This is a genomic window from Leptotrichia rugosa (genome assembly GCF_041200005.1).
Lineage (GTDB): Bacteria > Fusobacteriota > Fusobacteriia > Fusobacteriales > Leptotrichiaceae > Leptotrichia > Leptotrichia rugosa.
Genome location: NZ_CP165644.1, coordinates 719,807 through 739,059, shown reverse-complemented (window position 1 = coordinate 739,059; position 19,253 = coordinate 719,807). Strand labels below are relative to the sequence as shown.

General features: G+C 27.3%; 18 protein-coding genes and 1 tRNA gene. 6 read left to right on the top strand and 13 right to left on the bottom strand.

Features of this window, described 5'->3' with window-relative positions:
- Positions 1-44: 44 nt before the first annotated feature.
- From rplS to AB8B22_RS03695, 4 genes are all read right to left on the bottom strand, one after another.
- Complete coding sequence (gene rplS, locus AB8B22_RS03710; protein WP_094080706.1) at positions 45-395, bottom strand: 50S ribosomal protein L19; 351 nt, start codon at positions 393-395, stop codon at positions 45-47.
- Positions 396-578: 183 nt separating this feature from the next.
- Positions 579-1,403 carry a tRNA lysidine(34) synthetase gene (locus AB8B22_RS03705; RefSeq protein WP_369711707.1) on the bottom strand — a complete coding sequence of 275 codons (825 nt, stop codon included), beginning with the start codon at positions 1,401-1,403 and terminating at the stop codon, positions 579-581.
- 16 nt (positions 1,404-1,419) lie between these two features.
- Positions 1,420-2,001, bottom strand: a complete 582-nt coding sequence (locus AB8B22_RS03700) for a tetratricopeptide repeat protein (RefSeq protein ID WP_094080708.1) — start codon at positions 1,999-2,001, stop codon at positions 1,420-1,422.
- A gap of 257 nt (positions 2,002-2,258) precedes the next feature.
- On the bottom strand, positions 2,259-3,458 hold the full coding sequence (locus tag AB8B22_RS03695) for a homoserine dehydrogenase (RefSeq protein WP_369711706.1): 1,200 nt from the start codon (positions 3,456-3,458) through the stop codon (positions 2,259-2,261).
- A gap of 245 nt (positions 3,459-3,703) precedes the next feature.
- Here AB8B22_RS03695 and AB8B22_RS03690 point away from each other — a divergent pair, with 245 nt between their 5' ends.
- Together AB8B22_RS03690 and AB8B22_RS03685 are read left to right on the top strand one after the other, a co-directional pair.
- Positions 3,704-4,429, top strand: a complete 726-nt coding sequence (locus AB8B22_RS03690) for a hypothetical protein (protein ID WP_369711705.1) — start codon at positions 3,704-3,706, stop codon at positions 4,427-4,429.
- Positions 4,430-4,463: 34 nt separating this feature from the next.
- Positions 4,464-4,652: a hypothetical protein gene (locus AB8B22_RS03685; RefSeq protein ID WP_369711704.1), complete on the top strand. Its 189-nt coding sequence runs from the start codon at positions 4,464-4,466 to the stop codon at positions 4,650-4,652.
- A gap of 218 nt (positions 4,653-4,870) precedes the next feature.
- On the opposite strand, the gene cbiB is transcribed toward AB8B22_RS03685, so the two are convergent.
- The gene (gene cbiB / locus AB8B22_RS03680; RefSeq protein ID WP_369711703.1) at positions 4,871-5,893 is read right to left on the bottom strand and encodes an adenosylcobinamide-phosphate synthase CbiB; all 1,023 of its coding nucleotides are present in this window, start codon (positions 5,891-5,893) and stop codon (positions 4,871-4,873) included.
- A 261-nt stretch (positions 5,894-6,154) separates the two neighbouring features.
- On the opposite strand from cbiB, the gene clpB reads away from it, so the two are divergent.
- The 4 genes from clpB (at position 6,155) to AB8B22_RS03660 (ending at position 10,930) form a co-directional block, all read left to right on the top strand.
- Positions 6,155-8,725 (top strand): ATP-dependent chaperone ClpB, encoded by a 2,571-nt coding sequence (clpB, locus tag AB8B22_RS03675; protein WP_369711702.1) that lies wholly within the window; start codon positions 6,155-6,157, stop codon positions 8,723-8,725.
- Positions 8,726-8,973: 248 nt separating this feature from the next.
- On the top strand, positions 8,974-9,954 hold the full coding sequence (locus AB8B22_RS03670; RefSeq protein ID WP_369711701.1) for a Gfo/Idh/MocA family protein: 981 nt from the start codon (positions 8,974-8,976) through the stop codon (positions 9,952-9,954).
- A 243-nt stretch (positions 9,955-10,197) separates the two neighbouring features.
- The gene (locus AB8B22_RS03665) at positions 10,198-10,719 is read left to right on the top strand and encodes a DNA/RNA nuclease SfsA (protein WP_369711700.1); all 522 of its coding nucleotides are present in this window, start codon (positions 10,198-10,200) and stop codon (positions 10,717-10,719) included.
- The gene (locus tag AB8B22_RS03660) at positions 10,709-10,930 is read left to right on the top strand and encodes a DNA/RNA nuclease SfsA (RefSeq protein ID WP_369711699.1); all 222 of its coding nucleotides are present in this window, start codon (positions 10,709-10,711) and stop codon (positions 10,928-10,930) included. The genes AB8B22_RS03665 and AB8B22_RS03660 overlap by 11 nt, the downstream gene beginning before the upstream one ends.
- A gap of 115 nt (positions 10,931-11,045) precedes the next feature.
- Here AB8B22_RS03660 and AB8B22_RS03655 read toward each other — a convergent pair whose 3' ends face one another.
- The 8 genes from AB8B22_RS03655 to AB8B22_RS03620 form a co-directional block, all read right to left on the bottom strand.
- Positions 11,046-12,176, bottom strand: coding sequence for a tetratricopeptide repeat protein (locus tag AB8B22_RS03655; protein ID WP_369711698.1), 1,131 nt, complete (start codon positions 12,174-12,176; stop codon positions 11,046-11,048).
- Between the two features lie 203 nt (positions 12,177-12,379).
- Positions 12,380-13,780, bottom strand: a complete 1,401-nt coding sequence (locus AB8B22_RS03650) for a DNA cytosine methyltransferase (protein WP_369711697.1) — start codon at positions 13,778-13,780, stop codon at positions 12,380-12,382.
- Positions 13,781-13,848: 68 nt separating this feature from the next.
- On the bottom strand, positions 13,849-14,793 hold the full coding sequence (locus tag AB8B22_RS03645) for a hypothetical protein (protein WP_369711696.1): 945 nt from the start codon (positions 14,791-14,793) through the stop codon (positions 13,849-13,851).
- 251 nt (positions 14,794-15,044) lie between these two features.
- Positions 15,045-16,223: a YARHG domain-containing protein gene (locus AB8B22_RS03640; protein ID WP_369711695.1), complete on the bottom strand. Its 1,179-nt coding sequence runs from the start codon at positions 16,221-16,223 to the stop codon at positions 15,045-15,047.
- A 92-nt stretch (positions 16,224-16,315) separates the two neighbouring features.
- Positions 16,316-17,962: a DKNYY domain-containing protein gene (locus tag AB8B22_RS03635; protein ID WP_369711694.1), complete on the bottom strand. Its 1,647-nt coding sequence runs from the start codon at positions 17,960-17,962 to the stop codon at positions 16,316-16,318.
- A 100-nt stretch (positions 17,963-18,062) separates the two neighbouring features.
- On the bottom strand, positions 18,063-18,344 hold the full coding sequence (locus AB8B22_RS03630; RefSeq protein ID WP_369711693.1) for a hypothetical protein: 282 nt from the start codon (positions 18,342-18,344) through the stop codon (positions 18,063-18,065).
- 82 nt (positions 18,345-18,426) lie between these two features.
- Positions 18,427-18,900 (bottom strand): hypothetical protein, encoded by a 474-nt coding sequence (locus AB8B22_RS03625; protein WP_369711692.1) that lies wholly within the window; start codon positions 18,898-18,900, stop codon positions 18,427-18,429.
- A gap of 195 nt (positions 18,901-19,095) precedes the next feature.
- Positions 19,096-19,172 (bottom strand) — tRNA-Lys (locus AB8B22_RS03620).
- Positions 19,173-19,253 lie beyond the last annotated feature (81 nt).

The window sequence follows — 19,253 nt, the reverse complement described above, 5'->3', positions numbered from 1 at the left end:
CTCTAAAAACAGAAAAAGCTAGCAAAAATTTGCTAGCCCGCTTGCTATTTTCTAATTTCTTTAATTCTAGCAGCTTTTCCTGATAAGTTTCTTAAATAGTATAATTTAGATCTTCTTACTTTACCAATTCTCTTAACTTCGATTTTTTCGATTAATGGTGAATTTAAAGGAATGATTCTTTCTACACCGATTCCAGAAGATATTTTTCTAACTGTGAAGTTTTTAGCAACGCTTCCTCCACTTACTCTGATTACCACACCTTCAAAAACCTGTATTCTTTCTTTATTTCCTTCTTTTACTTTGTAGTGTACTGCCACTGTATCTCCAGATTTAAACTGAGGTACATCAGCTTTCAAATAATCTTTTTCTACTAATTCAATTAATTTCTCTTTCAAGAAATTCACTCCCTTCTTTTTTAAATATTCTTTCTATCTATACCAATTTTACAAAAATTTTAAATCAAAACTGGTAGCAACAATAAAAGCGGAATATTTATTTTTTATAACTAAAATAGTATAACATATTTAATTTTATTTTTCAATCAAATAACAAAAAAAAATATAAACTTTTTGAATAAATTATTTTCCATTTTTTAAAGTATATCCAAAGACATAATCCAAATTTATATTTTTCATTGAATTAAAAACACTTTGCTTTATTCCTGGATTTTTTTCTTCAAGTTCTGCCAACATATTTTTTATTTCTTTTCTCTTGCTCGAAGTTTTTCCAGCTTCAATCGTACAGCCGCAATTCATTGCCCTAATTCCATTTGTTTTTGTATAGTCAATTATATCACTTTCCTTGACATAAATTAATGGTCTTATAAGTTCTAATTTTCCCGAAGTTGACGAAACTTTTGGAGTCATCGTCTTTAATGTTCCCGCATAAAACATATTTATTAGAGTTGTTTCGATAACATCATCAAAATGGTGCCCCAATGTAAGTTTATTAAACCCCATTTCTTCAACTTTTGTGTAAAGTATTCCACGTCGCATTTTTGCACATAAAAAGCACGGATAATCCTTTGCCTTTTCATTGGCTACTTCCCAGATATTTGTCGTTATAATTTCACAGTCAATATTTAATTTTTCTAAATTATTCTTAAAATTATTTAAATCTTCTTCTCTAAATCCTGGATTCAAACTGACAGCTTTAAATTCAAAATTTCTTCTTCTATCTTTTTTCAATTCATGAAATAACTTTGCCAAAAGCAAACTGTCTTTTCCGCCTGAAACTCCAATTGCAATTTTGTCGCTATCTTTGACCAACTCAAAATCATCTACAGCTTTTAAGAATTTTGACCAAATAGTTTTTTTATATGTTGTGGTTATACTTTTTTCAATTTCGCTAACTTCTTTCATAGGTCCGTCGGGAATAATTGCATCACAATGTAAATTTATCATTTTTTAATTTCCTTTTTCAACTAATTTTTTCATCACTCAAATATTCTTTATATTTATTTTCCAAATATTCAATTTTCTCAGCCAACCCCTCATCTCTCGAGTCAATATCATAAGCTGCCTTATATTCATCAAGCGCCTTTTTATGCCTTCCCATATGTTCATATTTTCTTGCAAAATCAATATGTGCTATATACATGTCAAAATCAAAGAAAATTGCCATTTCATAGCAATCCACAGCTTTTGTTATTTCCCCTTTTCTCGAATAAATATTTCCCAGTAAAAATAAAACAAAAGGCTCTATTGGACACAAATCCAGTGCCTTTTCCAAATTTTCACAGGCTTTGCTAAAATCTTCATTTTCGTAGTAGAGATAGCCCAAAAAAGCCCAAATTTCGTGATTTTTTGGTTGTAATTTTACTAATTTTTTATATATTTCAATAGCTTTATCATTTTCTTTTAAAGCATGGTATGTCGAAGCCAATGTTTGCAGTGTTCGGACATCATTTGGATTCGATTTTAATTTTTCTAAACTTTCTTTAAGTAACTCTTCGTTATTGTCATTATATCTTATTTCTCTAAAAATCAAAGTCTCTAACATTTTTTCCCTGCTACTTAAAAAAATTTCTATTAATTTATATTCCCATTTATTTATATAATTAGTTCTATATTAAAATAGCTATTTTGAAAGTAGCTCTTCTCCTTTCTTCTATAAATTCCGTTATGTTATTTAATTTATTTTATCATAAATAGTAACTTAAGTAAACAATATTTTTCCCAAAAAATCATAGATTTTTTAATAAAAAAACGCACTTTCTTTATTTAGTGCGCTTATTTTATTTTAATTTTTTTAATTTATCATTTTAATATTTTTAATACTAATTTTTCTTTAGCATCTTTTATAATTTCATCTATTTCATTTTTTGAAATGTTTTCAGCTAAAATGATATAATAATTTTCTATTTTATCTTCCACTTCAAAAGGTGATTTTTCAATATCAAAATCATCAGAAACTCTTATGTAATAAGAGCTTTTTATCGTATTTGAATCAACAATTTCAAAGACTTTTGTTGAATTAAAGAAATAATCTGATTCAATGTGATTTCTTGTCACGATTTTTACAATATCTGCAACTACCGCTGAAGCTGTTGGATTCATTCCAGCACCTTTTCCGTAAAACAATGTCTTGTCAGTATATGAACCTATTGTTTCAATGGCGTTGTAAACATCGTCAACTTTTGATAAAATTCTATTATTTGAAACGACTGTCGGTTCCACTGAAATTTGAGCAGAAGTTTCCGAAAATAATTTTGAAGACGCAATTAATTTAATTGTCGAATCCAATTGATTTGCAGCAAAAATATCGATTGTGCTAATATCCCTTATTCCTTTAAGTTGCATATCTTTAAATTTGATTGAGCCACCATATGCAAGGGAAGCTAAAATATTTATTTTGTGCCCAGCATCAATTCCATCTACGTCGTAAGTTGGATCAGCTTCAGCATATCCTTTTTCAGATGCAATTTTTAGTGCTTCGTCAAATGATAAATTTTCATTTTTCATTTTTGTCAAGATATAATTTGAAGTTCCATTCATTATTCCACGAATTTCTGTAATTGTATTTGCAACAAGACTTTCCATAAGCGGTGTTACAATTGGTATTCCTCCACCTACAGCTGCCTCAAATAAAAATGACACTCCGTTTTCTTTGGCAATCTGGAACAATTCAACTCCATGTTTTGCAATTAGCGCTTTATTTGCAGTAACTACACTTTTTTTAGCTCTAAATGCTTCTGTTATAATTGTTTTGGCAAGTGTTTCTCCTCCAATTAGTTCCACAACTATTTTAATCTCAGGATCTGCAATCACCTTTTTGTAATCATCTATCAAAATACTTTTGTCAAAGTCAAAAGAAAAATCACGGTTAATGTTTAAATCACATGCATATTTTACTTCCACTTTGGCTCTTGATTTTTCAAAAATACTCTCTTTTTCTTTTACAAGAACTTTTAACACTCCTTCTCCAACTGTTCCAAGTCCAATAATTCCTATTTTCATATTTTTTACAAAGTTTCTACTTTATTCTTTAGAAACTTTCTCCTTTCCTTGATTAGTCTATTTATAATACATTTATTATATAAATTTTAAGAAAAAAAGTCAATTAATTTTAATTTTAAAAAATCGCCAAATTTATTTCTTTTTTTTTAAAAAATGTGTTAAAATAATAGTGAAATACTTTGATACAACATTTGCGGGAAAGGTGGAAATAATGTTTAAAATACATTAGACATTAGAAAATAAAGATGAAAAAGTTAAATATTTTAGGAATGGCAACGCTGATTGCGGCAAATGCGACAAGTCAAGAATTAATAAAAACGAAGCCAAAGCTTGATAAAAAAGATGAAATGGCTTCTGTTACAAAAAAAGAAAATAAATCCTCAAAAAATACAAAAAAGACTGAAACTAAAAAAAATACAACTGAAAAGAATTCTTACAAAAAGAAAAAAGTAAGAGCAAAAAGAAAGAGAAAACATAGAACACGACAAGAAATTTTATCAGGGATTGATTTTATTGATGTTACACAATTTTTTCAAAATGATGAAGAAAATAAAAAATTTGAAAAAAGAGCAAAATCTAATAGAAAAGTCACAAGTTTACCAAAAGAAGATAGCCTTGCTTCAAATCCAGATTTAATTGCTATAGATAAAAATTTTAAAAATGAAAAAGTTAAAAATATGAGTGAAAACACAGATAAACAAGATAAATTACAGAAACAATTGAATAAAAAAATTTTAAAAGACAAATTAAAAGAAATGAAGAAGAAAAAAGCTGCGCTAAAAAGAAGAATAAAAATAATGGATAGGGATTTAAAAAAAGACAACACTTTTATCACAGAAGAAATTTATGTTCAAAATAAAAAGAATGAAAATAAAAAAGTGCTATCTGTAAAAACTGAAAAAAATTCTCAAAATGATGAAAAAAATTTGGATGCTGATACATTAAATATAATTAATTTTTCTAGTAATTAATTTTAATAAAAAAATTAACAGGAGATGAAACGATATGACAAAAAAATTAATTTTTTTATTTTTAACAACTATGGCAGTAGTAATTGGCTGCTCTACATATTCAAGAAGATACAAAAATATGGATGAACACAAATACAGATGCGGAAATGGATATTGCAATAATTACAATGACCGTTATGATGAGATGCCTTGTGGACATCATATGAGAAACCAAAGAAATTAATATAATTTAAGGAGCTATTTCAATTTTTTTGAAATAACTCCTTTTTAGTTTAATTATTTATTTATTTATTTGAGAATATAAACTTTTTGCGTAAATAAACTAGAGAATCCTTATATTACTAGATTTGTATATACATTTACACAAAATTATAGACACTCTCGTTTATTTTTATTTAATTTTCTATAAATTTAATTTTTTATAAAATAAATAAAAACTTTTTAAATAAACATTTCAACAAACGACTTCAATATCAAATATCCAATTTTTGCGAACAATCCATTAAAAATTCCTTTTATAGTTAAATAGATAAAAGAAAAAATTATTAAAGTTACAAAACTTGTTGCATACATCAGACGAATATTTCTTTTTATATCTTCTGCTCTAAATTCCTTTAACTTTTTTCCAATAGTCGGCTTTTGCACAACTTTTCCAAAATATGAAGCCACACCCCCAAATTGAACGCCTAATGCTCCAGCAACAGCACTTTCAGAATGAGCAGAATTTGGACTGGCGTGTTTTTTCCTGTCCCTTTTAAAAGTATTCCACGCTCTTCTATAGTTATATCTCAGGAAAAAACTTGCGATAGTTATACAAACTCCACTAATTCTTGCTGGAATAAAATTTGCAAAATCATCAAGAATAGCAGCAAATTTTCCAAAATATTCGTACTTTTTATTTTTATAGCCAATCATCGAATCCAGCGTATTAACTGCCTTATAGCTCATTGCAAGTGGCAGCCCTCCCAAAAACATAAAAAACATGGGAGCAATTATTCCATCTGTCATATTTTCCGAAATAGTTTCCATTGTACTTCTAATTACCGTAATTTTATCCATATTTTGAGTATCTCTTGAAACAAAATTTGACAGCTCTTTTTTTGCCTTTTCCAAATTTCCCAGCTTCAAAATTTTATAAATTTTTTTTCCGCAATTTCCCAAAGACTTTACTGAAAAAACTGTATACATCAAATAAATTTCAATTATTGTAAAAATCGTCTTATAATTTTTAGAAAGTAAAGAAATAATAAACATTGCAAAAAATGTGCTAATTACGACAATTATACTCAGAATCGCTCCAAAAAGCATCGCACGATCTCTATTATTTTTCCCCAATTTATAAAATTTATTTTCCAAAAAAGTTATTAGTTTTCCAATTATTTGCACAGGATGTAAAATGTTTTTTGGATCACCAAAAATTAAATCCAAAATAAATGCAATTAAAATTTTAATTACTAAATTCATTTTATTTATCTCCTTTCATCTTTTAATTTATTATTTTACTTTATTTTTCAATATTTTAACACATTTAAAAATTTTTAGCAAAATTTGATAAAAAATTAAAAATCTTAATTTAATTGAAAAATTTATTAAAATAAATTGAAAATTTTTTTAATTTTAGTGTTGACAAAATAAAAAAATTGTGGTATAGTATATTTGTTAGCAACCTAAGTTAAAGAGTGCTAACAAAAACACAATAAATTTGTTGATAAAAAGGTGATAGATATGGAACAAAACTTTACGCAGAAAAGTATGAGTGCCATCTCGGAAGCTCATAACTTTGCGATTAGATATAAACATTCCGAGATAAAAACGGAGCATTTACTTCTTGCTTTGATTAATCAGATGGATGGACTTATTCCTAACATTCTACAAAAGATGGGAATTAATCCTGCTGAATTGACTAAAAAGCTTGAGGCAAAATTGAATAGTATGCCGAAAATTGAAGGTGGAGTTGGTGAAGTAAGACCGAACGCTGAAGTTAATAGAATAATTGTCGGTGCTGAAGATTATGCCAAAAAGATGGGTGACAGCTACATTAGTACAGAGCACTTATTTCTTGCGGCATTTGATAATAACTCTTTCTTGAAGGAAAATGGCGTTAATAAAAAACAATTTGAAAATGTTTTAAATGAGGTTAGAGGAGGAAGAAAAATTATGACAGACAACCCTGAAAATACTTATGAAGCATTAGATAAGTTTGGTAAGGATTTGGTTGAACTGGCGAGAAAAGGTAAATTGGACCCAATAATTGGTCGTGATCAGGAAATTCGTCGTGCAATCCAAATTTTATCAAGAAGAAATAAAAATAATCCGATTTTAATTGGGGAACCTGGTGTTGGTAAAACTGCTATCGCCGAAGGAATTGCTCAGAGAATCTTGAAAGGAGATGTGCCTGAAAACTTGAAGGATAAAACAATCTTTTCATTGGATTTAGGAGCGTTGGTAGCTGGTGCTAAATATCGTGGGGAATTTGAAGAAAGATTAAAAGCGGTTCTTGAAGAAATTGAAAATAGTGAAGGTAGAATAATTTTATTCATTGATGAAGTTCATAACATCGTTGGAGCTGGAAAAACCGAAGGTTCAATGGATGCTGGAAACCTTTTAAAGCCAATGCTTGCTCGTGGGGAAGTAAAAGTAATCGGTGCGACAACAATTGATGAATATAGAAAATATATTGAAAAAGATGCGGCTCTTGAAAGAAGATTCCAGCCAGTAATGGTTAACGAGCCAACAATTGAAGATACAATTTCAATTCTTCGTGGATTGAAGGAAAAATTTGAAATCTTCCATGGAATTAGAATAACTGACAATGCGATAGTTACTGCTGCAACAATGAGTGACAGATATATTAATGACAGATTTTTGCCAGATAAAGCGATTGACTTGATTGATGAAGCTGCTGCAAAGGTAAAAACTGAAATTAATTCGATGCCAGTTGAATTGGACGAAATTACAAGAAGATTGATGCAATTGGAAATTGAAAAAGTTGCATTGAGTAAAGAAACTGACAAGGCTTCTAAAGAAAGATTGACTACTCTTGAAAAAGAAATTGCTGATTTGAAGGATGAAGAAAAAGAATTGAAATCACAATGGGAAAGAGAAAAAGAAGAAGCTGGAAAAGTTGCTAAAATTAATGAAGAAATTGAAAAAATTAAATTGCAAATTGAAGAAGCTCAAAGAAAAAATGACTATAATAAATTGGCTGAACTTCAATATGGTAAATTGCCAGCATTAGAAAAACAAAAAGAAGCTGAAGAAGAAAAAGCTAAAGATAATTCTTCTGTTGCAAATAAATTATTAAAACAAGAAATTGACAGTGAAGAAATTGCTGAAGTTGTTGGAAAATGGACAGGAATTCCAGTTGCGAAATTGTTGCAAGGGGAAAGAGAAAAAATCTTACACTTGGCTGAACATATGAAAAAACGGGTAATTGGACAAGATGAAGCAATCGAAACTATTAGCGATACAATCATCCGTTCTCGTGCCGGATTAAAAGATCCAAACAGACCAATTGGTTCGTTCATATTCTTAGGACCTACTGGTGTTGGTAAAACTTATTTGACTAAGACATTAGCATTTAACTTGTTTGATGATGAAGACAATATTGTAAGAATCGATATGTCGGAATATATGGATAAATTCAGCGTCACTAGATTAATAGGAGCGCCTCCAGGATATGTTGGATACGAAGAAGGTGGACAATTGACAGAAGCTGTTAGAAGAAAACCTTATTCTGTAATCCTATTTGACGAAATTGAAAAAGCACATCCTGATGTATTCAATGTATTGTTGCAATTGCTAGATGATGGTAGACTTACTGACGGTAAAGGTAAAATGGTCGACTTCAAAAACACAATTGTAATTATGACATCAAACATCGGTAGTGAAATCATCTTGAATGACCCAATGGTAAGTGAACCTACAAAAGAAGCTGTTTTAGATGAAATGAAACATAGATTTAAACCAGAATTCTTAAACAGAATTGACGATATTATCGTGTTCAAAGCATTAGGAAAAGAAAGTATTAAAAACATTGTTAATCTTATCCTTGACGGTATCAATGAAAGATTGAAAGAACAATACATCAAAGTTGAATTTACCGACAAAGCATTGGATTACATCGTAGACGAAGCATATGATCCAGCTTACGGTGCAAGACCATTGAAACGATTTGTACAAAAGGATATTGAAACTAATTTATCTAAAATGATTTTAGGTGGAGAAGTTCCTGAAAATAGTGTTGTTAAAGTTGATAGCGATGGTAAGGATTTGATTTATAAAGTAGAAAAGTAGAAAAATAAAATAAGAAAATAATTTTAGATTAGTCTTTTGAAATTAATTCTTAAAAATTAATTTTCTAAAAAACAGAAAAGGAAGTATCAGAAATGGTACTTCTTTTTTGTATTTAATATGAGTTAATTATAACATTTTACTAAATTTTATCAAAAAATTTAAAATATTGCAGTTGAATTTTGTAAAATAATAAGATAAAATACAAATAAAGATTATTTGAAGTATATTTTCAAGAAGGAGAATTAACTATGAAAAAAGATTTAAAATGGGCAGTTTTAGGAACAGGAATAATTGCCAATGAAATGGCACAAGCTCTTGAAAAAATGGGTAAAAAGCTTTATGCAGTTGCTAACAGAACTCATGAAAAGGCTGTAGATTTTGCGAAAAAATATGGTGTCGAAAAAGTTTATGATAAAATAGAAGATATGTTTTCTGACGATGAAACTGATATTATCTACATTACTACACCTCATAATACGCACATAAAATTTATGATTGAAGCATTGAAAAACGGAAAACATGTACTATGTGAAAAATCAATTACATTAAATAGCGAAGAATTGGAAGAAGCTGTAAAATTGGCAAAAGAAAAAAATCTTATCTTAGGCGAAGCAATGACAATTTTTAATATGCCACTTTATGCTGAACTTTTAGAAATTGTAAATTCTGGAAAACTTGGCGATGTGAAAATGATACAAGTTAATTTTGGAAGTTACAAGGAATATGATATGACAAACAGATTTTTCAATAGAAATCTTGCAGGAGGAGCATTGCTTGATATAGGTGTTTATGCAATTTCAATTACAAGATTATTTATGACTTCAAAACCTAATAATGTGCTTTCCCAAGTGAAATATGCACCAACAGGAGTGGACGAACAAGTAGGTATAATTATGATGAATAAAGAACAGCAAATGTCAACAATCGCTCTTACACTTCATTCAAAACAACCAAAAAGAGTTGTAATCGCCTGTGAAAAAGCATATATTGAAATCACAGAATATCCAAGAGCTGACAAAGCTAAAATTGTTTATACCGAAACAGGTGAAGTTCAAGAAGTATTATCAGGAGTAACAGCGAATGCACTTCAATATGAACTTCAAAATATGGAAGAATCTGTGAGAACTGGAATTAATAAAATGAAACTTGATTATACTGTGGATGTCATGGATATTATGACAAAATTGCGTAAAGAATGGGGGATGACTTATCCTGAGGAAGAGGTATAGATAAAATTTTATTGAGTGTCTTGATGGCACTCAACTTTTTTTCTCTTTTTTAAGAAAGATTTTGTAACCTTTAGTTTTACTTGTATTTAAACCTATATTTAATTTATTTTCAAATAAAATTAAACGAAAAAAACTAATTTTTCCTATTTTTAAATCAATATTTACAATTTTATAAAATTTTCTTGCTCCTTAACCTCAAATATGTTATCCTAAAATCAAAAACACTAAAAAAAGGAAAAATATATGAAAAAAAACAAAATTCTTTATACGATAAACTACGACAAAATTGTGAATTTTAGAGAAAGAGTGACTCGTTTTACTGTTAGATTTGAATTTAAGGATTCTGAAAATGAAGAATATTCAGGAGAAGACTTTGCTCATTTGCATGATACTGGAAGATTGACGGAATTATTGATTGATGGTGCAGAATTGTTGATAAAAAAGGCAAATAATGAAAATCGTAAAACTAAATGGGATATTATCGCAGTAAAAGTTCATGGGGAAATTATTCTTATAAATACGGCTTTTCATCGATATATTACAGAAGCCATTTTTCACGATAATGAAATTTCTCCATTTGAAGAACCTTCGTATATAAAACCTGAAATTAAGCATAATAATAGCAAACTCGATTTTTATTTAGAAACTGAAAAAGAAAAAATTTTCATTGAAGTAAAAGGCTGTACTTTGGTAAATGGAAAAATTGCTCAATTTCTCTCCTTCAATTCGTGCCTTAAAACATTTGAGAGAACTTATGGAGCTTAAAAAAGAAGGCTTTCGGACAGCAGTTTTTATTTTGATATTCAGAAAATCTGAAATTTTCGCACCCGAACATATTATCGACAGAGAATTTTCTGAAACTTTTTATGAAGCGATAGAAAATGGTGTTGAAATTTATCCGATGCTTTTGGAATATAGGGAAGATGGGAATGTTTATTTTGTTAAGAAAATTGGGATAATGGAGAAGAGATTTTAGTAATTTTCTAGAATCTCTTTTCCCTCTAAATTTCTTAATCTGAAATATTTAATTTTTTGTTTAATTATAAAGAAATTTAATATTGCCTCAACTTAATTTACAAAAATTATAAACTTTATTTATCTAGTTTTTGATGCCGTGGACAATCTATCAAAAAACAGTCATATAAAAATTTAGGATAAATTTTTACTTCTGGTTTATAATCTGTTTTCAATATTTTTTCATATTCTGCCTTCAAATTCTTTATTTGCCTTTTTATCCCCCTAATTTCTTCTTTTTTATACGATTCCGTACATTCTGTTAAAAATTCTCCATTTTTAATGCTCTCTATTTCTTCATCTTTAATCTTCAAAACTATTTTAAAATTTTCTTGTAATTTTTCTATTTCATTTAACTGCTTTAGAGAATAAAAATAGAATCTCAGCCACCAAGCTGGAAATTGATAATCTTGTATTTTAAACTTTGAATAAATTTTTCGGCTTTTCTCATAACTTCCCACCAAATAATATAGCTCTGCAAATTCTTCCTCAAAAAAATCATCATTATTAACAGTTTCCAACATTAATTCATTAATTTCAGACTCAATATTTTCAAATTCCTTCAATCGAATCCTATTCACAATATAACTATATTTTATCTTAGCAAAATCCTCTTTTCCAAACTCAAAATCTTTTTTTATTAATTCTTCCAAAATTATTTTCGCCTCTTCGTTTTTTCCATTAACCATCAGCAAATTCGCATATTCAAACTTATAAATTGGATTATTTTCCAGCTCACAAGCTCTTTTATACATTTCTTCTGACTTATCGTATTTCCCAGCACCATAATAATTCGCCCCAAGTCCATAATAAGCCTTAGAATTATTTGGATTAAACGCCACAGCCTTTCTCAAAGTTCTAATCGCTCTTTTACTGCCATCTCTCTGATCATCATAATAATACCCTAAATTAGTATAAATCCGTGATTTTTCCTCATCAGTCAATTCATTTTCATATTTTTTAATAAATTCATTCAATAATTTATAAATATCCTCCCATTGATAGGTTAATTCATTATAAACTGCCGCTAATTGACAAATAACTTCCACATTTTTGGGATTTTTCAAAAAATATTTTTCCAAATAATCACAATATTCCATAAAAGCATGTCTATACTCATCATAATTTTTACTTTTATCAATTTCATCTTGAATATATTTTATCCAATCTTTTACTGTTTTCTTTTCTAAATTTTCTTGATTTTCCAATTTTCCTCCTAGTCTATTTTTGATTAACTATTTGTAAAAGTTTATAAGACCCCATTAATTTAGTATATTTTAATTTTTCATATTTTTTGTTTTTCTCAACTTTTTACCACTCTTTGACAAGAAATCTTGATCCTGTGCTACATAAATAATACTGTTATTTAATTTTAATAATTTTACTTTTATAATTATTAAAAAAAGACTGTTTATTTTTCTATAACATCAAATATAGACAATGCCACAGCTTTAGCTAATAATGGTGGAACAGCATTTCCCACCTGTGTATATTGAGGAACTTCTATTTTTCTTCTTTGACCTCCAGTAGTTCTTTTTCCTAAGAAAACAAAACTATCATCAAAAGATTGTAATCTAGCCATTTCTCTAACTGAAAAAGTTCTATTTTCAAAAGGTGAAATATAATCATCAGCCAAAGTAACTATAGTTCTTGATAGAGTTTTTTTATTCAACCTAACTCTAATATTTTTTTTGCTTAATATAGCATTTAAAATATTTTCTTTTTCTTCTTTACTTAAAATTTTAAAATTTTTAATACTTTCTATAAAATTTTCATAACAAGTATAGCCTAATCTCCCATATTTAAAAATATAGTCTAACAAATTTTTTAGTTCCAATATTTGCTCTATCCCCTCTGTTAATAAACGATTCTTAACATCTTTTGTTGTTTCACCAACTTTATATAGAGAAAATCTTTCAACTATGTAAGGAGAATGTCCAGATAATTCAATATTATTTATTTCATTACTTTTTATAGGTAAATTAGTAGAAATAGATTTAGTTCTCCCACTTTTAGTTTCATTAATGAAATCTAATCTATTTTCTTTTTGTAATTTTTCTAACTCTTTGTTTCTTATATTAGTATCAATAATCAAATCAGAAATAGCTTCATCAATACTAACTTTGTATTTTTTCTTATAATTACTTATATCTTTAGGTTCTGTCATATCTTTTTTATATGCTATTATAATAATTCTTTCTCTTTTTTGTGGAACACCAAAATCTGAGGCATTTAAAATTAATTTTTTAAAATCAATTTTATCTTCAGAATTATACTTTTTTATATTATATCCAATCTTTTTAAATTCTTTTTCAAGAATATCTGTTACTAAAGTATTGTCTGTATATTTTTCAAAATCATAACTTACAAAATTATTTAATTTTGTATCAAGTAAGCCCAATACATTTTCCATAACAACATAGTTAGGTTTAATTTCTGAAACTATTCTTAAGTATTCTCTAAATAAAAAATTTCTTGAGTCGTTTTTTTCTCTTTTTCCAGCACGACTAAATCCTTGACAAGGAGGACCTCCAAAAATTACATCTATTTTTCTATCAAAATTATTTTTAAAATATTCTAAACTACTTATAGAGTTTAATATAAAATCTCCAGTTAATTTAGAAATATCTTCTGTCAAAAAAAATGTATTGTACCCATTAATCAAACCTAATTGTTCATGTCTATTTTTATAAGTTAAAGATGCTTCAGGACTTTTATCATTAGAAAAAACAATATGAAATCCAGCTTGTAAAATTCCTTCGCTCATTCCACCAGCACCACAAAATAAATCTATTGCTAAGGGTTTTTTCAATATTATCACCTCTTTATTATTTTTTATATACATATTATATCTTATTTATAAAAGAAAGTCCAGGCTTTTTATAAACCAATTTCTTTTAAATCTAAATTTTTAATTCTCTCATTAAATTTAATTTCATTGTAACTTTCATGGAAATTATCATTAAAAATTTCATTAATATTCTTAGCAACATTTAATTTTGTTTTTTCTCCCCAAAATATTCCACCAGATAATTTATTAACTCTTAAAACTTGTGTACTTGTTTCTTTTATTTTATCTAAGTTTTTTTGAGTTGGAACAGTAATAAAAGAATATCTAAAATCTTTTATTTTATGAATAGAAAATCCATCTCTACCAATTTTAATATTATCTTTAGTAAAACCAGTTGAAGAGTATATGATATCCCAACCCATAGGAATTTGAGCATTATCATTCCAATTAGTTTTACATTGAATAACATTAACCTCTATTTTTGAAATATTATTCTCTATAATCTTATTTAAAAATAAATTTATTTTGTCTACAGAATAAGCATCTAATTCTTCTAATAAATCGATAGAAAAAACTTTATTTTCATATTCTTCTAATTTTTCTACAGAATAAGCAATATCTTTTTTTGGGGGAAATGTTACTGCAATTAAATCACTTTCACTATTTGATATGAAATTTCCATAATTTACAGTAATTGTTTTTTGAATAGTGTCAAAGTTAAATTTTTTTTTAGGTTTTATAACAATGGTTCTCGTTCCAATTAATCCTAAATTTAGATACCATGCCAATAAACTTTCCCAACCTGTTCCAGCACTCGAAACTTCACCTTGACCTCTATCTCCTGAACTTGTTAGTAAAAATATTCTTCTTAAATTTTCTCCTAACTTAAAAAAATTAACTTCATTTAATTCTTCATTATTTAAAAGAGTTAATATTTCTTTTTTCCAAGAATTTTCCCAACTTTGAGAAAAACTTTTTATCTCAAATAAATATTTAATAATTTCTTTTCTGTATATTTCTATTAATTTAATCATTTATGTTCTCCTAAAATTAAGATTTATTTTAATTATAACACAATAAAAAATTTTAGTCACTAAATTAATTTTAATATTGCAATTTATCTTTTATAAAATTTTAACTATTATTCTTTGAATTTTAGATTATTTAACATAATTTAAAACAATTTTTAGTATAAGTTAGAACAACAGTCTTATTATTATTTATTTTCCATTTTTCATAAAAACAAAAAAGACTACAATTTTACTTATAACCTTTTTTTAACAACCTATTTCTTCCGACTTTTTATAATCTTATCCACAGCCTTAACAACATCATAATCAAATTTATCCAATTCCACATCTTTTGTCGTCGGAATATACCACAGGAATTTTGAAAAATAATCTTTCAATTTTTTATCAGAAAAATCATAACCTGCCACTGCATAAGGATAATTTCTCATTATTTTTAAATCATCATCTGTAAGTTCTTTCAATTCATCTGCTGTTAAATATTCCGCACTGTAAGCAGCTTTTGTCAAATCATCTCTATACTTAAAGTTTTTTTCAGTTTTTTCAGGAAAATAGTAATTACCATTTAGATGTGTTATTTCTGTTAAGCTAAATTCATCTTCAGGGCTAAAATTCATTGTTTTAAAATGTAAATATCCTTTTTTCAATTTTGCATAAAGAACTTTGTACTGTCCATCTCTATCGTAATAATTTTTGTATCCATAATCAATATTTCCTTCTCCAGCCAATTGCCATTTTATCTCTTTTCCATCTTTTGTCTTTACCACAGGCATTGCAATAAGAGCATCTCCTGGCTCAACAATCACTTCAAAATTATCCACCTTCTGATTTTTCCATTTTGAAATAGTCGACCAGACATAGTTAAAATCAACAATTCCAACACCGCTACTTCCATCATAACGATAGCTGTGCTCAACTATATTTTCTCCTTTTTTAAAATTAGCCTTAAAGTAGTAAACATAACTCTTTTTGTAATATTCATATTCTTTTCGTGCCTTATCTTCATCATATTCCTTATAATATTTTTTAACTTCTTCCAGCTGCTTTACATCTTTTGGGGCAAAATCAGTCAATCTATACGCTTTTGTATTCACATTTTGTCCATTGACAGAAGTCTTAAAATCCTTGAAATGATCTCTTTCATCCCATTCTTCATTCCCACCTTCAGGCGTAATAAATCCAATATATCTCTCCCCAGCTTCAGGACTATCGAACACAAATCTGACAGTTACCACCATTTCATTGTCTATCGTCCCATACTCCGACTTAAATTTTTCCAATTTAAAACGAAGCCTCTCACTCTTTATCGAAACATTCGACACATTCATCGGCACAATATGCCCACCTTCCGACCCAAATTCCCAGTCATTCGCCAACAAATTCGCACTGAAAATCATAATTAGAGCAAATAATAGCAGTATTCTGATTTTTTTCATGACTACCAACTCACTTTCTTTTATTTTTATATTTCATTAAAATTATACCTTATTTTTAATTTTTATCCAATATATTTTAATTCTATTTTTTATTATTTCAAAACCTTACAATACTCATATTTATGATTTTTATCCTCTGCCCGTGAACTATGCTCGTCCACTACTTTAAATGTATTTGGATCCGCATCATTCAATACATCTTCATTACAATATACATAATCATTACCCTTGATATAGAAATCATTCAAAAATTTACCCTTATCAGTGATTTTATTGAAATAATTACCGATATCATTTATTTTTAGAAAATAAATTCCATTTTTATCTTCTAAATAATAACCATTCCTATTTTGACTATTTAAATTCAAAATTTTAAAACTTTTAGAATCTAAATTTTCTTCTCTATCGGTTCCAAAATATACATTATCCTTATCTTTTGAAAAATCATTATTTAATACTTCAAATGTTTTTATATCAGCTCCTTTTATCAGAGGTTCTTTTTCAACAATCCAACTTATATAAAATATATTTTTATCATCTTTACTGTAATAATCATTTATCACTTCAAATGTATTAGGATTTGCACCTTTCAAAACTTTAACAACATTTTTTAAAGTATTATCTGTATCTAAAATATGTGATGGATCTAATTGAATATAATACACATTTTTACTATCTTTTGCATAATACGAATTATCTTTTTTTAAATTATTTTTTCTTATAATTTTAAAACTATTTGGATCAATTTCTTTTATTTTTTCACCCAAATAATACACACCATCTTTATTTTTTATAAGTTTTTCTTCAATTATTTTAAAATTCCCATCAGTATTTTTTATTCTTTTTATATCCGAATCTGAATTTAAATTATAATATATATTATTTTTATCAACAGCATAATATTCATTTAATTTTCTAAAAGTTTGGATATCTACTCCCTCTAACTTTTTCCCATTAGAATAAATGCTATTTTTATCTTTCACAATATCCTCTTTTACCTCAAATGTGCTAATATCTGCCCCTGACACTTTTTTATCCTCATAATAAACATTATTTCTATCTTTCGCATAGCCCCATCCCATTATTTCAAAACTATTTTTATCAGCTCCTTTAATTATCTTATCGAGATAATAAATTCCATTTTTATCTGATATATAGCTATCTGACAATTTTTTAAAACTTGCTTTATCAATAAACTTTAAAGGCTTTTCAAAATAATAAATATAATTCTTATCTCTTGTAAAAAAATCTCCTAAATCTTCAAAAGTTTCCTTATCATAATGCCGATTTGCTTCTGCATCAGGACTTCCAATCCAATATATACCGTTTTTATCCTTCACATAATTAATAAAATCATCTTTAGATTTTACAATTTTTACTGTATTTACATCCACATTAGGAAAATCAATTCCATTAATATAAACTGTATTTTTATCTCTTGCCACATTTCCTTCCAAAATTTCAAATGTTTTTATATCTACTTCATTATCTCCATTTTGTTTTTGCACCGTTTCTCCATTATAATAAATCGTTCCTTTATCTCTTGCATACCCATTTTTTAATATTTTAAAACTTTCCACATCAGGTAAAAATTTATTGTACTGATTGAATACCCCATTTACATATTTCACGACAAGTTCATCATCCCAATAAACTTTTCCATCTTTAACCGTATATTCTGCAAATCCAATATTTCCAATTAAAATAATTAATCCTAACATTCTAAAAAATTTTTTCATAAACCCATTCTCCTTCATCAAAAATTATTCAATAAATACAAAAAGACTGAAATAATCAGCCTTCTATCAAAAATTAATTTAAAAATGTTGTATTTTTAACTCACCACTGTTCCAATTTAATATGAACCCAAAAACCGTATATTCCAAATGTCACTACTATTAACAATAACCATTTTATCCAATTTCCAAACAATCCTACTGCAGTTCCATTAAATTTCAGTCTTCTTCCTTCTATAACAGTATGGTTTATTTTCCAGCCATAAATCATGCACAAAGCCCAAGGATAACAAATTCCAAATGTACATGAAGTTATTAGGCTTCCCAGAATAATCCATCCAACATAACTTAATAGCCCTCCATCGAAATGACTTCTATTTTCCAAATTTCCTCCTCACAATATATTTTTTTGTCAGTAACATAAAAAATGTCAATTTCCCAAAGAGTTTATATTACTAATTTTTTTATTATCTATTTTTTTTCAAATAATTAATAAGTTCTTGTTTATTATATTCATTTTTTTCTTTCAATATTCTTAACGAAATTGACAAAAACTTAAATGCATCAGCAATCCATCTTGTTTCTTCAGAAATATAAATTATTGCTTTTTCAAACATGTTTTGTGATTTTTCTACAAGTTTTAACTGCTCACTATTTAATTTGTTTAAAATATTCCCATAATTATCTAAAAATTCATATTTTTTCTTAAAATTATATTTGACTGTTTCTTTTCCATTCATCATCGCAATAATGTGCCCTTCAATCACAACTTCGACTTTTCCTTGAAATAAGCTTAAAAAATCACACTCTTGAACATTTAATAATTTTTCTAATCTTGGTAAGTTTTCCATTGTCGAATTTTCATCAAAAAAGATTTCGTCAACAAGTCCTTCTTTCCAAATGTTTAATTCTACTTCTGTTTTATCATTTTTTAAAATCATCTCAATCCTTCCTTTCTTTTTCTTTTCTTCTCTTCTTTTTTTTATATAAATTATAATTTAAGAATATTCTAATTTTAAAAATAATATCAGCTATTCTATTAATGTAATTGTTATATCACATTATTAATACATTGTCAATTAATGATAAAAAAAAGAGCTCTAAGAACTCTCATCAACATATTTATAAAATTTTGATGGTGGGACCGGTGGGGATCGAACCCACAACCTACCGATTAAGAGTCGGTTGCTCTGACCAGTTGAGCTACGGTCCCATAAAAAACTTTCAAACAACATAATTATATTATCATAATTTATCATTTTTGTCAAGGATTCTATAAATTTTTTCTAAAAAG